This is a genomic window from Pseudomonas sp. BN102 (assembly GCF_029871245.1).
Taxonomy (GTDB): domain Bacteria; phylum Pseudomonadota; class Gammaproteobacteria; order Pseudomonadales; family Pseudomonadaceae; genus Metapseudomonas.
This window is the reverse complement of the sequence record NZ_SSON01000078.1, coordinates 116,414-129,317: the sequence shown is the minus strand read 5'-3', so window position 1 is coordinate 129,317 and position 12,904 is coordinate 116,414. Positions and strand designations below refer to the sequence as shown.

General features: G+C 65.6%; 14 protein-coding genes. All 14 read left to right on the top strand.

Translation table 11 applies throughout. The features are described from left to right. Window positions 1-30: 30 nt before the first annotated feature. The 14 genes from E8F12_RS26635 to E8F12_RS26570 all read left to right on the top strand — a co-directional run bounded on the left by E8F12_RS26635 (window position 31) and on the right by E8F12_RS26570 (window position 12,897). Window positions 31-1,389, top strand: coding sequence for a flagellar hook-length control protein FliK (locus tag E8F12_RS26635; RefSeq protein WP_280328217.1), 1,359 nt, complete (start codon window positions 31-33; stop codon window positions 1,387-1,389). Window positions 1,390-1,570: 181 nt separating this feature from the next. Further along, window positions 1,571-2,098, top strand: coding sequence for a flagellar basal body-associated protein FliL (gene fliL / locus E8F12_RS26630; RefSeq protein WP_280328216.1), 528 nt, complete (start codon window positions 1,571-1,573; stop codon window positions 2,096-2,098). 13 nt (window positions 2,099-2,111) lie between these two features. Further along, on the top strand, window positions 2,112-3,083 hold the full coding sequence (gene fliM, locus E8F12_RS26625) for a flagellar motor switch protein FliM (protein WP_280286761.1): 972 nt from the start codon (window positions 2,112-2,114) through the stop codon (window positions 3,081-3,083). Between the two features lie 42 nt (window positions 3,084-3,125). Continuing rightward, window positions 3,126-3,593 (top strand): flagellar motor switch protein FliN, encoded by a 468-nt coding sequence (gene fliN, locus E8F12_RS26620; protein ID WP_280328215.1) that lies wholly within the window; start codon window positions 3,126-3,128, stop codon window positions 3,591-3,593. Between the two features lie 4 nt (window positions 3,594-3,597). Then, on the top strand, window positions 3,598-4,038 hold the full coding sequence (gene fliO / locus E8F12_RS26615) for a flagellar biosynthetic protein FliO (protein WP_280328214.1): 441 nt from the start codon (window positions 3,598-3,600) through the stop codon (window positions 4,036-4,038). Then, the gene (fliP, locus tag E8F12_RS26610) at window positions 4,038-4,793 is read left to right on the top strand and encodes a flagellar type III secretion system pore protein FliP (protein WP_280328213.1); all 756 of its coding nucleotides are present in this window, start codon (window positions 4,038-4,040) and stop codon (window positions 4,791-4,793) included. The genes fliO and fliP overlap by 1 nt, the downstream gene beginning before the upstream one ends. 10 nt (window positions 4,794-4,803) lie before the next feature. Next, a complete protein-coding gene (gene fliQ / locus E8F12_RS26605; RefSeq protein WP_280328212.1) occupies window positions 4,804-5,073 on the top strand; it encodes a flagellar biosynthesis protein FliQ in 270 nt (89 codons plus the stop codon). A 2-nt stretch (window positions 5,074-5,075) separates the two neighbouring features. After that, window positions 5,076-5,852 (top strand): flagellar biosynthetic protein FliR, encoded by a 777-nt coding sequence (gene fliR / locus E8F12_RS26600; RefSeq protein ID WP_280328211.1) that lies wholly within the window; start codon window positions 5,076-5,078, stop codon window positions 5,850-5,852. A gap of 52 nt (window positions 5,853-5,904) precedes the next feature. After that, window positions 5,905-7,041, top strand: a complete 1,137-nt coding sequence (flhB, locus tag E8F12_RS26595) for a flagellar biosynthesis protein FlhB (protein ID WP_280328210.1) — start codon at window positions 5,905-5,907, stop codon at window positions 7,039-7,041. A gap of 268 nt (window positions 7,042-7,309) precedes the next feature. Further along, the gene (gene flhA, locus E8F12_RS26590) at window positions 7,310-9,433 is read left to right on the top strand and encodes a flagellar biosynthesis protein FlhA (RefSeq protein WP_280328209.1); all 2,124 of its coding nucleotides are present in this window, start codon (window positions 7,310-7,312) and stop codon (window positions 9,431-9,433) included. A 15-nt stretch (window positions 9,434-9,448) separates the two neighbouring features. Further along, complete coding sequence (gene flhF, locus E8F12_RS26585) at window positions 9,449-10,801, top strand: flagellar biosynthesis protein FlhF (RefSeq protein WP_280328208.1); 1,353 nt, start codon at window positions 9,449-9,451, stop codon at window positions 10,799-10,801. A 60-nt stretch (window positions 10,802-10,861) separates the two neighbouring features. Beyond that, complete coding sequence (gene fleN, locus E8F12_RS26580; RefSeq protein ID WP_280328207.1) at window positions 10,862-11,695, top strand: flagellar synthesis regulator FleN; 834 nt, start codon at window positions 10,862-10,864, stop codon at window positions 11,693-11,695. Then, entirely contained in the window at window positions 11,692-12,438 is a 747-nt protein-coding gene (gene fliA, locus E8F12_RS26575; RefSeq protein WP_280328206.1) for an RNA polymerase sigma factor FliA, read from the top strand. Before fleN ends, fliA begins: the two co-directional genes overlap by 4 nt. A gap of 84 nt (window positions 12,439-12,522) precedes the next feature. Then, a complete protein-coding gene (locus tag E8F12_RS26570; RefSeq protein ID WP_003083073.1) occupies window positions 12,523-12,897 on the top strand; it encodes a chemotaxis response regulator CheY in 375 nt (124 codons plus the stop codon). Window positions 12,898-12,904: the final 7 nt, after the last annotated feature.

The window sequence follows — 12,904 nt, the reverse complement described above, 5'->3', positions numbered from 1 at the left end:
GCAACGAAGTAACCCGAGCGGAGAGTCCCCATGCCCGTTGCCCCAGATCTGCTTCTCCAGGCCAGGCCTGCAGTGAAGCCGCAAGCACCGGCCGCAAAAGCCCCGGAAAAACCGGTAGAAACCAGCAGGGACGAGGCTGCCAGCTTCGCCCGGATGTACGCGAAGGAACGCCAGGCCAAGGCCGCCGAACGCAATGAAGCGGCTGCCAGGCAGTCCAGGACCGGGTCGGACGAGGCGGCGAGCCCGGACGCGCCGGCGGCCGATCCTGCCGTCTGCCAGCCCGCCGTTGCCGATAGCGGCAAGCCCTTGCCGGCCGAGGAGGGGGAGACCGGGGGCGCTTCCGGCGAGTCCGTCATGGACCCGCTGCTGGTCATGGCGATGACCGGGCAACTTCCGGCCGACAAGGCTGCAGCCGATACCACCCTGACCGCTACCGCGCCGTCCGATAGCGCAGTGACCGAACTCGACGGGGTTGGCGAAGCGTTGCCGGCGACACCCGTCGCGCCGCAGGTGAGCAACGCGGCGCAAGTCGCCTTGAACAAGGTCGTTCTCGACTCTGACCCGGGCCAGGCCAGCGGTGTGCCGGCGGTGAAGGCCACCCTGGACCAGGGAGATCAGGTCGCTCGAACCGCACAGGCTGCAACCCGGCAGGTGCAGGACACGGCCTCGGCACAGGCGGCACAGGCGGCACAGGCTGCGCCTACTCCCGATCAGGAATTCTCCGCTGCCCTGGCGGCGTTGGTGGACAAGCCGCTGGAAGCCGATGAAGGCAGGCTGGACAAGGCCCTGTCATCTACCGAACTCGCGGTAGAAGTGTCCGCTGGCCTTGGCGAAAACAAGGGCGAAGTACGCAACGAACTGCTGGCCAACCGACTCAGTGCCTTGAGCCAGGTCATCGGCCAGCAGGCTGCCCAGGCCCAGCGCGCGCCGGCCCTGGTGCCCGGCCAGGCGGTGGCCATGCAGCAGGGTGGCTGGAGCGAGGCGGTGGTGGACCGGGTGATGTGGCTGTCGAGCCAGAACCTCAAGTCCGCCGAGATCCAGCTCGATCCGCAGGAGCTCGGGCGTCTGGAGGTGCGCGTGCACATGACCCAGGACCAGACCCAGGTGACCTTCGCCAGCCCCAACGCCAACGTCCGTGATGCCCTGGAAGGGCAGATGCACCGCTTGCGTGAGCTGTTCGCCCAACAGGGCATGAACCAGCTGGACGTGAACGTCTCCGATCAGTCCCTCAACCGTGGCTGGCAGGGACAGGATGCTGATGGTGAGCGCCGTTCCGCCGGCGGTCGTGGCGACTTCGGCGCGGGCGGCGAGGAGGAAATCTCCGTGAGCCACAGCGAGATTCGTCCGGCCAGTGCGGGTGGGCGAGGGTTGGTGGATTTCTACGCCTGACCCCGGCTGCCCTCTCCCCCGCACGCTGTTTTCCCGAAGGCCCCGTGACAGCCGCCACCGACACTGGTATATCCGCAGCCCTGAAGCAAATGCCCGCCGCCGATTGGCCGGCGAGCTGGCATAACACTTGCTCATTCCCCTGGAAAGGCGGGCTTATCCCGCTCAGTGACGGATTATTGGCATGGCGAAGAAAGAAGCGAAGGCCCCGGCAGAGGGCGGGGCGCCGGCAGGCGGCAGGGGCAAGCTGAAGCTCATCATCCTGGGGGTGGCCGCGCTGCTGCTGGCGGTCTCGCTGTCGGTGGGCGCTACCTGGTTCTTCCTCAGCCGTGGCGACAAGACGGCCGAGCCCGCCTACGACGAAGCCGCCGCAACCACCGAGCCGACTCGGCAGCCTGCTATCTACCAGGAGCTGGCGCCAGCCTTCGTGGTCAACTTCAGCCAGAACGGCCGGCAGCGCTACATGCAGGTCAGCGTTGCGCTGATGGCGCGCGACCAGGCCCAGCTCGATGCGCTCAAGGTACATATGCCGGTGCTGCGCAACAAACTCGTGATGCTCTTCTCCGGTCAGAGTTTCGACACCCTGGTCACTCCGGTGGGCAAGGAGATGCTGCGCCAGCAGGCCACCGCCACCGTGCAGGATCTGGCCAAGCAGGAGACCGGCGCGCTGGCCGTCGAACAAGTGCTTTTCACCAACTTCGTATTGCAGTAGGCAAGGTACGACCATGGCTGTTCAAGACCTGCTGTCCCAGGACGAGATCGATGCGCTGCTCCACGGTGTCGACGATGGCCTGGTGGAAACCGAGACCGATGCGGACCCCAACAGCGTCAAAAGCTATGACCTGACCAGCCAGGACCGCATCGTCCGGGGACGCATGCCGACCCTGGAGATGATCAACGAGCGTTTCGCCCGCTACACCCGCATCAGCATGTTCAACCTGCTGCGCCGCTCGGCCGACGTGGCGGTAGGCGGCGTGCAGGTGATGAAATTCGGCGAGTACGTGCATTCGCTCTACGTGCCCACCAGCCTCAACCTGGTGAAGATGAAGCCGTTGCGCGGCACCGCGCTGTTCATCCTCGACGCCAAGCTGGTGTTCAAGCTGGTGGATAACTTCTTCGGCGGCGACGGCCGCCACGCCAAGATCGAGGGGCGCGAGTTCACCCCCACCGAGCTGCGCGTGGTGCGCATGGTGCTGGACCAGGCCTTCGTCGACCTGGCCGAGGCCTGGCAAGCGGTGATGGACGTGAACTTCGAGTACATCAACTCGGAAGTGAACCCGGCCCTGGCCAATATCGTCAGCCCCAGCGAAGTGGTGGTGGTGTCCACTTTCCACATCGAACTGGACGGCGGTGGCGGCGACCTGCACGTCACCATGCCCTATTCGATGATCGAGCCGATCCGCGAGATGCTCGACGCCGGCTTCCAGTCCGACGTCGACGACCAGGACGAGCGCTGGATCAAGGCCCTGCGCGAAGACATCCTCGACGTCAGCGTGCCGGTGGCCGCAACCGTGGTGCGCCGCCAGCTCAAGCTGCGGGACATCCTGCACATGCAGCCGGGCGACATCATCCCGGTGGAAATGCCCGAGCACATGATCATGCGCGCCAACGGCGTGCCGGCCTTCAAGGCCAAGCTGGGATCGCACAAGGGCAACCTGTCCCTGCAGATCCTCGACCCCATCGAACGCCAGCGCTGATTGCGCGCTACCCACGAATCCAGAGCCAGCCGAGGTCAACCGATGGCAAACGACATGGACACCACCACCCCCGAGGAGCAGGCCCTCGCCGATGAATGGGCTGCGGCCCTGGCCGAGGCCGGCGATGCCAGCCAGGACGATATCGACGCGCTGATGAACCAGGGCAGCGCCGCCGTCCCCAGCTCGCCGCGCGCGCCGATGGAAGAGTTCGGCAGCGGACCCAAGGCCAGTGGCCCGGTGAGCCTGGACGGCCCCAACCTGGACGTGATCCTGGATATCCCGGTGTCCATCTCCATGGAAGTGGGCAATACCGACATCACCATCCGCAACCTGCTGCAGCTCAACCAGGGCTCTGTGATCGAACTCGACCGCCTGGCCGGCGAGCCGCTGGACGTACTGGTCAACGGCACCCTGATCGCCCATGGCGAGGTGGTGGTGGTCAACGAGAAGTTCGGCATCCGGTTGACCGATGTGATCAGCCCGAGCGAACGCATCAAGAAGCTGCGCTGAGACCATGCGCCGCCTTCTTCTCGCGGGGCTGCTCCTGTTGCCCCTGGCTGGCTTCGCCTCCGAACCCGCTGCGACGGTCGCTGCCGCCGCACCTTCTCCGGCGCCGGCCAGCACTGGCATGGCTGCGCAACTGGGGCAATTGGCCCTTGGCCTGTTGCTGGTGGTGGGGCTCATCTTCCTGCTCGCCTGGCTGTTGCGCCGGGTTCAGCAGCTGGGGCCGCGCGGCGGCCAGGTGATCCAGCTGGTCGCCACCCAGGCGCTGGGGCCACGTGATCGGCTGGTGCTGGTGCAGGTGGGGGGCGAACAGATACTGCTGGGCATCAGTGCCGGGCGCATCGCCCCGCTGCATGTGCTGAAGGAGCCGGTGCCGCTGGCCGAGGCGCAGGCCTCCAACCCGCAATTCGCCAAACACCTGATGGATCTGCTCGGCAAGGACAAGCATTGATGCCCCCGCACCGCCTCTTCATCGCACTGCTGCTGGTGCTGGCTGCGCCGCTGGCCCTCGGCGCCGACAATCCGCTGTCGGTGCCGGCCATCACCTTGAGCACCAACCCCGAAGGCCAGCAGGAATACTCGGTCAGCCTGCAGATCCTGCTGATCATGACGGCGCTGAGCTTCATCCCGGCCTTCGTCATGCTGATGACCAGCTTCACCCGGATCATCATCGTCTTCTCCATCCTGCGCCAGGCGCTGGGTCTGCAGCAGACGCCGTCGAATCAGATCCTCATCGGCCTGGCGCTGTTCCTGACGATGTTCGTCATGGCGCCGGTGTTCGACCAGGTGAACCGCGACGCCCTGCAGCCGTACCTCAACGAACAGCTGTCGGCCCAGGATGCGGTGGCCAAGGCCGAAGTGCCGATCAAGAACTTCATGCTCGCGCAGACCCGCTCCAGCGACCTGGAACTGTTCATGCGCCTGTCCAAGCGCACCGACATCCCCAGCCCGGACGCCGCGCCCCTGACCATCCTGGTCCCGGCCTTCGTCACCTCCGAGCTGAAAACCGCCTTCCAGATCGGCTTCATGATTTTCATCCCCTTCCTGATCATCGACCTGGTGGTGGCCAGCGTACTCATGGCCATGGGCATGATGATGCTCTCGCCGCTGATCATCTCGCTGCCGTTCAAGATCATGCTGTTCGTCCTGGTGGATGGCTGGGCGTTGATCATCGGCACCCTCGCCGGCAGTTTCGGCGGCGTCTAGGAGGCTTGCGATGACCCCGGAAATCGCCGTCGACCTGTTCCGTGAGGCGCTCTGGCTGACCTGCCTGATCGTCGGCATCCTCGTGGTGCCGAGCCTGGTGGTGGGCCTGATCGTGGCCATGTTCCAAGCCGCCACCCAGATCAACGAACAGACCCTGAGCTTCCTGCCGCGCCTGTTGGTGATGCTGCTCACCCTGATCTGGGCCGGCCCCTGGCTGACCCGCCAACTGATGGAGTACATCCAGACGCTCTATCAGAACATTCCCTTGCTGATCGGCTGACCATGTTCGAGCTCAGCGATGCGCAGATCGGTGGCTGGGTCGGCAGTTTCCTGCTGCCGCTGTTCCGCATCGCCGCGCTGCTGATGACCATGCCGGTGATCGGCACCCAGCTGGTGCCGCTGCGGGTGCGCCTGTACCTGGCCCTGGCCATTGCCATAGTGCTGGTGCCGACCTTGCCACCGATGCCGCAGGTGGACGCCATCAGCCTGCGCACCCTGCTGCTGGTGGGCGAGCAAGTGCTGGTGGGCGCCTTGCTCGGCTTCGTCCTGCAGCTGTTCTTCCATGCCTTCGTGGTGGCCGGGCAGATCATCTCCATGCAGATGGGCCTGGGCTTCGCTTCCATGGTCGACCCCACCAACGGCGTCTCGGTGCCGGTGCTCGGGCAGTTCTACCTGATGCTGGTAACCCTGCTGTTCCTCGCCATGAATGGCCACCTGGTGGTGTTCGAGGTGCTCGCCGAAAGCTTCGTCACCCTGCCGGTGGGTGGCGGACTGTTGACGGCGCAGTACTGGGAAGTGGCCGGCAAGCTTGGCTGGGTGATGGGCGCCGGGCTGCTGCTGTCGCTGCCGGCGATCACCGCGCTGCTGGTGGTCAACCTGGCCTTCGGCGTGATGACCCGCGCGGCGCCGCAGCTGAACATCTTCTCCATCGGATTCCCGCTGACCCTGGCCCTGGGCCTGGTGATCGTCTGGATCGGGATGGCTGACGTCCTCGCCCAGTACCAGGTCCTGGCCAGCGATGCCCTGCAGCTCATGCGCGAGCTGGCGAGGGCGCGATGAACAACGACTTGCCCGTCCCGGCGGATTTCCGGGCCTACTGCTGAGGTGAGCCGTGGCAGAAAGTGAGAGCGGGGCGGACAAAAGCGAAGAGCCCACAAGTAAAAGGTTGCAGGAGGCCCGCGACAAGGGCCAGATCGCCCGTTCCCGCGAGCTCAATACCCTCGCCGTGACCCTGGCCGGAGCCGGTGGCGTGCTGGCCACGGGTGGCGGCATGGCCGACATGCTGATGAAGATGATGCAGTCCAACTTCGACCTGTCGCGGTCGGTGCTGATGGACGAGCGCAGCATGGCCATCTGGCTGCTGGCCTCGGGCAAGTTGGCCCTGGACGCGGTGCTGCCGCTGTTGATCACGCTGTTGATCGTGTCCATCGCCGGTCCGATTTCCCTGGGCGGCTGGCTGTTTTCCACCGCGGCCATGGCGCCCAAGTTCAGCCGGATGAATCCGCTGTCCGGGCTCAAGCGGATGTTCTCCCTGCATTCCCTGGCGGAACTGCTGAAGGCCCTGGCCAAGTTCGCGGTGATCCTGCTGGTGGCCCTGGCGGTGCTCAATTCCGACCGCGACGACCTGCTGGCCATCGCCCACGAACCGCTGGACATGGCCATCCTGCACAGCGTCCAGGTGGTGGGCTGGAGTGCGGTGTGGCTGGCCTGTGGGCTGATCCTGATTGCCGCCGTGGACGTGCCTTTCCAGCTCTGGGACAACAAGCAGAAGCTGATGATGACCAAGCAGGAAGTGCGCGACGAGTACAAGGACAGCGAGGGCAAGCCCGAGGTCAAGTCGCGCATTCGCCGCCTGCAGCGGGAAATGGCCGAGCGCCGCATGATGGCCGCCGTGCCCCAGGCCGACGTGATCATCACCAACCCGACCCACTTCGCCGTGGCGCTGAAGTACGACGCCGAGAAGGGCGGAGCGCCGCTGCTGCTGGCCAAGGGCAGCGATTTCACGGCGCTGAAGATCCGCGAGATCGGCCAGGAGAACCAGGTGACGGTGCTGGAATCCCCGGCCCTGGCGCGGGCGGTCTACTACTCTACCGAGCTGGACCAGGAAATCCCCGCTGGCCTCTATCTGGCGGTGGCCCAGGTGCTGGCCTACGTCTACCAGCTCAAGCAATTCCGTGCCGGCCGCGGCAAACGCCCGGCGCCGCTGCACGACCTGCCGATCCCCGCGGACCTGCGCCGGGACGAGTGATGCCAGGGGCGCAGGGAACGCTCTCCCTGTAGGGGCGAATTCATTCGCCAAGGGCGGCGAAGCTGCCCCCATCGAGGCCGTGGGGCAGACCTGAGGTTTGCTTGGCGAATGAATTCGCCCCTACGCGGCGTTTCCCGAGTTAATTCTTTTGAATCAGCTCCTTAACGAAGTTGGAAGGCTTCTTGCACACGCGCTGTGACGCCGCGTTCGCGCGTCAAAAGATTGGATGGGCGGAGCGCCAATCCGAGCAAGGAGTAGGGGAGCAGCAGTGGATCGTACGCAACTGATCGGCAATGTCCGCAACAACCTGGTGGGCATGGGGCGCGGCAACCTCGGGGTACCGCTGCTGGTGCTGGTGATGCTGGGCATGATGACGCTGCCGGTGCCGCCTTTCCTGCTGGACGTCTTCTTCACCTTTAACATCGCCCTGTCCATCGTCGTTCTGCTGGTCTGCGTCTACGCCATGCGGCCGCTCGACTTCGCCGTCTTCCCCACCATCCTGCTGGTGGCCACCCTGCTGCGCCTGGCGCTGAACGTGGCCTCCACCCGCGTGGTGCTGCTCCACGGCCAGGATGGCCACGACGCCGCCGGCAAGGTGATCCAGGCCTTCGGCGACGTGGTGGTGGGCGGTAACTACGTGGTCGGCATCGTGGTCTTCGCGATCCTGATGATCATCAACTTCGTGGTGGTCACCAAGGGCGCCGGGCGTATCTCCGAGGTGAGCGCGCGCTTCACCCTGGACGCCATGCCCGGCAAGCAGATGGCCATCGACGCCGACCTCAACGCCGGCCTGATCGACCAGGCCGAAGCCAAGAAGCGCCGCTCCGAGGTGTCCCAGGAAGCCGACTTCTACGGCTCCATGGACGGCGCCAGCAAGTTCGTCCGCGGCGACGCCATCGCCGGTCTGCTGATCCTCTTCATCAACCTGATCGGCGGCATGGCCATCGGCATGCTGCAGCACGGCATGAGCTTCGGCGACGCCGGGCGCATCTACTCCCTGCTGACCATCGGCGACGGCCTGGTGGCGCAGATTCCCTCGCTGCTGCTGTCCACCGCGGCGGCGATCATGGTCACCCGGGTGTCCAGCTCCGAGGACATGGGCCAGCAGGTCAACCGGCAGATGTTCGCCTCGCCCAAGGCGCTGGGGGTGTCCGCCGCGATCCTCATCGCCATGGGCCTGGTGCCGGGCATGCCGCACGTGTCCTTCGTCGGCCTCGGCCTGGTGGCCGCCGGCGGCGCCTGGTGGATCTGGCAGAAGCAGAAGCAGGTCAAGGAGGCGGCGGTCCAGGAAGAGAAGCGCCAGCAGGAGCTGCTGCCGGCCCAGCGCGCCCAGGAAACCAAGGAGCTGGGCTGGGACGACGTGACCCCGGTGGACCTGGTGGGCCTGGAGGTGGGCTACCGGCTGATCCCGCTGGTGGACCGCAACCAGGGCGGCCAATTGCTGGCGCGGATCAAGGGCGTGCGCAAGAAGTTGTCCCAGGAGATGGGCTTCCTGATGCCGTCGGTGCATATCCGCGACAACCTCGACCTGTTGCCCAATGCCTACCGCCTGACCCTGATGGGCGTCAGCGTGGCCGAGGCGGAGGTCTACCCGGACCGCGAACTGGCGATCAACCCCGGCCAGGTGTTCGGCACCCTCAATGGCATCGCCGCCAAGGATCCGGCGTTCGGCCTGGAGGCGGTGTGGATCGACGCCAGTCAGCGCGACCAGGCGCAATCCCTCGGCTACACGGTGGTGGACGCCAGCACCGTGGTCGCCACTCACCTCAACCAGGTGCTGCACAAGCACGCCCACGAGCTGCTCGGCCACGAGGAGGTGCAGCAGCTCATGCAATTGCTGGCCAAGAGCTCGCCACGCCTGGCCGAGGAGCTGGTGCCGGGCATGGTCTCGCTGTCCACCTTGCTCAAGGTGCTCCAGGCACTGCTGCAGGAGCAGGTGCCGGTGCGCGATATCCGCACCATCGCCGAGGCCATCGCCAATGTCGCGCCCAAGAGTCAAGATCCCGCCGCGCTGGTGGCGGCGGTGCGCGTCTCGCTGTCCCGTGCAATCGTGCAAAGCATTGTGGGACTAGAGCCGGAGCTGCCTGTAATTACCCTGGAGCCCAGGTTGGAACAGATATTGCTCAATAGTCTGCAGAAGGCCGGACAGGGTTCGGATGATGGCGTTCTCCTCGAACCCGGAATGGCCGAAAAGTTGCAACGTTCCCTGGTGGAAGCGGCGCAGCGCCAGGAAATGCTCGGCAAGCAGGCGATCCTGCTGGTGGCCGGGCCGATCCGGGCGATGATGTCGCGCTTCGCAAGGCTCGCCGTGCCGACCATGCACGTACTGGCCTACCAGGAAATACCGGACAACAAGCAGGTCACCATAGTTGCGACTGTGGGGCAGAACTAACCGAGGTCAAGGGCCATGCAGGTCAAACGTTTCTTCGCCGCCGATATGCGTCAAGCCATGAAGCTGGTGCGTGATGAACTGGGCGCCGACGCCGCGATCATCGGCAACCGCCGGGTCGCCGGCGGTGTCGAGCTGACCGCCGCGCTGGACTACCCGCTGCCTGCCCCGGCGCCGAGCAAGCCCAACCCGGCCCTGGAAGCCGAGCTGCGCAAGACCCAGGCGCGTATCCTCCAGGCCCAGGCCGATCTGGCCACGCGCGCACAGGCCGATGCCGGCAAGGACCGCCAATTGTTCGCCGGCGAGCCGCTGACCGCCATCGAGTCGGAGCTGCCGGAGTCCACCCTCGAGGCGGCCCTGAGCCGGCCACGCCCGGCCGCCCGGCCGGTGATGGAACCGGTCGGCGCGCCGAAGCCCGCTGCGGTGGACCAGGCCGCGCTGGACGCCATGCGCTTCGAGCTGAGCGGCCTGCGCGAACTGATCGAAGTGCAGCTGGGTTCCATCGCCTGGGGCCAGATGCAGAGCCGCCGTCCGCAGCAGGCTAGCCTCTGGCGCCGCCTGCAGCGCATGGGCCTGCCGGCCGAACTGGGCCGCGTCCTGCTGGACAAGGTCGCCAACGTCAAGGAGCCGCGCCAGGCCTGGCGCATGCTGCTGGCGCACCTGGCCCACGCCATCCGCACGCCGCAGCAGGAGCCGCTGGAAGAGGGCGGGGTGATCGCCCTGGTCGGCCCGGCCGGCATGGGCAAGACCACCACCCTGGCCAAGCTGGCCGCGCGCTATGTGCTCAAGTACGGCGCCCAGAGCGTCGCCCTGGTGAGCATGGACGCCTTCCGCATCGGCGCCCAGGAGCAGCTCAAGACCCTCGGCCGCATCCTCAACGTGCCGGTCACCCTGGTCGATCCTGGCCAGTCCCTGACCCAGGCCCTGGCGCCGCTGGCGCGCAAGCGCGTGGTGTTGATCGATACTGCCGGTCTGCCGGCCAACGACCCGGCCCTGGCCATGCAGCTCGAAGCCCTGGCCAGCCGGGCGATAAATGCGAAGAATTACCTGGTGATGGCCGCCACCAGCCAGAGCCAGGTGCTCAAGGCGGCCTATCACAGCTACAAGCGTTGCGGCCTGTCCGGCTGCATCATTACCAAGGCGGACGAAGCGGCCAGCCTGGGCGAGGTTTTGGGGCTGGCTATCGGCCAGCATCTGCCGGTAGCCTATCTGGCCGACGGACCGCGAATTCCGGATGATCTGCAGGTTCCCCGCAACCACCAGCTGGTGAGCCGGGCGGTCAGCCTCCAGGCACCGGAAGACCCGAGCGAGGAAGCCATGGCCGATCTGTTCGCCGGGCTTTACCAGAATCCGGCGCGGCGCGCCGGTTGAAGAGTTTGAGGCGTTCCAGATTGGATGGTGCTAGACAGCCCCTAAGACAAGGTATTTGAAATGGGAAGTATGCATCCCGTACAGGTGATCGCGGTGACCGGCGGCAAGGGCGGCGTCGGCAAGACCAATGTGTCGGTGAACCTTTCGCTGGCCCTGGCCGATCTCGGTCGCCGCGTCATGTTGCTCGACGCCGACCTCGGCCTGGCCAACGTCGACGTCCTGCTCGGCCTCACCGCCAAGCGCACCCTGGCCGATGTGATCAATGGCGAATGCGACCTGCGCGACGTGCTGTTGCAGGGGCCGGGCGGCATCCGCATCGTCCCGGCGGCCTCCGGCACCCAGAGCATGGTGCACCTCTCGTCCATGCAACACGCCGGCCTGATCCAGGCCTTCAGCGACATCAGCGACAACCTCGACGTGCTGGTGATCGATACCGCCGCCGGTATCGGCGATTCGGTGGTGAGCTTCGTCCGCGCGGCCCAGGAAGTGATTGTGGTGGTCTGCGACGAACCGACCTCCATCACCGACGCCTACGCGCTGATCAAGTTGCTCAACCGCGATTACGGCATGAACCGCTTCCGCGTGCTGGCCAACATGGCCCACAGCCCGCAGGAGGGGCGCAACCTCTTCGCCAAGCTGACCAAGGTCACCGACCGCTTCCTCGACGTCGCCCTGCAGTACGTTGGCGCCGTCCCCTACGACGAGTCGGTGCGCAAGGCCGTGCAGAAGCAGCGCGCGGTCTATGAAGCCTTCCCGCGGTCCAAGTGCTCGCTGGCCTTCAAGGCCATCGCACAGAAGGTCGACGGCTGGCCGCTGCCGGCCAACCCGCGGGGCCACCTGGAGTTCTTCGTCGAGCGGCTGGTCAAACAGCCGTCTGTGGACACTCCCGTATGACACCCGCTACGGGGCTGCGTATGTACAGCAAGGCACAGGCACGGGATTCGCAGCATCAGCTGATCGAGCGCTACGCCCCCCTGGTCAAGCGCATCGCCTACCACCTGCTGGCGCGCTTGCCCGCCAGCGTCCAGGTGGAAGACCTGATGCAGTCCGGGATGATCGGTCTGCTCGAAGCCTCGAAGAAGTACGACTCCGGCAAAGGTGCCAGTTTCGAGACCTACGCCGGCATCCGCATCCGTGGCGCCATGCTCGACGAAGTCCGCAAGGGCGATTGGGCGCCGCGCTCGGTGCACCGCAACACCCGCATGGTGAGTGACGCGATCCGCGCCATCGAAGCGCGGACCGGACGCGACGCTAAAGATCAGGAGGTTGCTGCCGAACTTGGATTGAGTCTCGAAGACTACTACGGCATCCTGAGCGACACCTTGGGCAGCCGCCTGTTCAGCTTCGACGACCTGTTGCAGGAAGGCGAGCACGGCGGGGCGCACGAGGACGCCGGCGTCACCCAACTCGAACCTTCCCATGATCTGGAAGAAGAACGCTTCCAGGCCGCGCTGGCGGACGCCATCGCGAACCTGCCGGAGCGCGAGCGCCTGGTGTTGGCGCTGTACTACGACGAAGAATTGAACTTGAAGGAAATCGGCGAAGTGCTGGGGGTCAGCGAATCGCGGGTCAGCCAGTTGCACAGCCAGTGCGCAGCCCGTCTGCGTGCCCGGCTGAGCGAATGGCGCGCACGCTGAACGGCAACACCGATTCCAGATTTGAACGGCGCACCCGGCAAGAGGGGCGTTTGAGACTGTACGGAGGTCGACTTGGACAAGAATATGAAAATCCTCATCGTTGACGATTTCTCGACGATGAGACGCATCATCAAGAACCTCTTGCGCGACTTGGGTTTCACCAATACCGCCGAAGCCGACGATGGCACCACGGCGCTGCCGATGCTGCACAGCGGCAACTTCGACTTCCTCGTGACCGACTGGAACATGCCAGGCATGACCGGCATCGACCTGCTGCGCGCCGTGCGCGCCGACGAGCGCCTGAAGCACCTGCCGGTCCTGATGGTGACCGCCGAGGCCAAGCGCGACCAGATCATCGAAGCGGCCCAGGCCGGTGTGAACGGCTATGTGGTCAAGCCTTTCACCGCCCAGGTCCTGAAAGAAAAAATCGAGAAGATCTTCGAGCGGGTCAACGGCTGATGTCGGC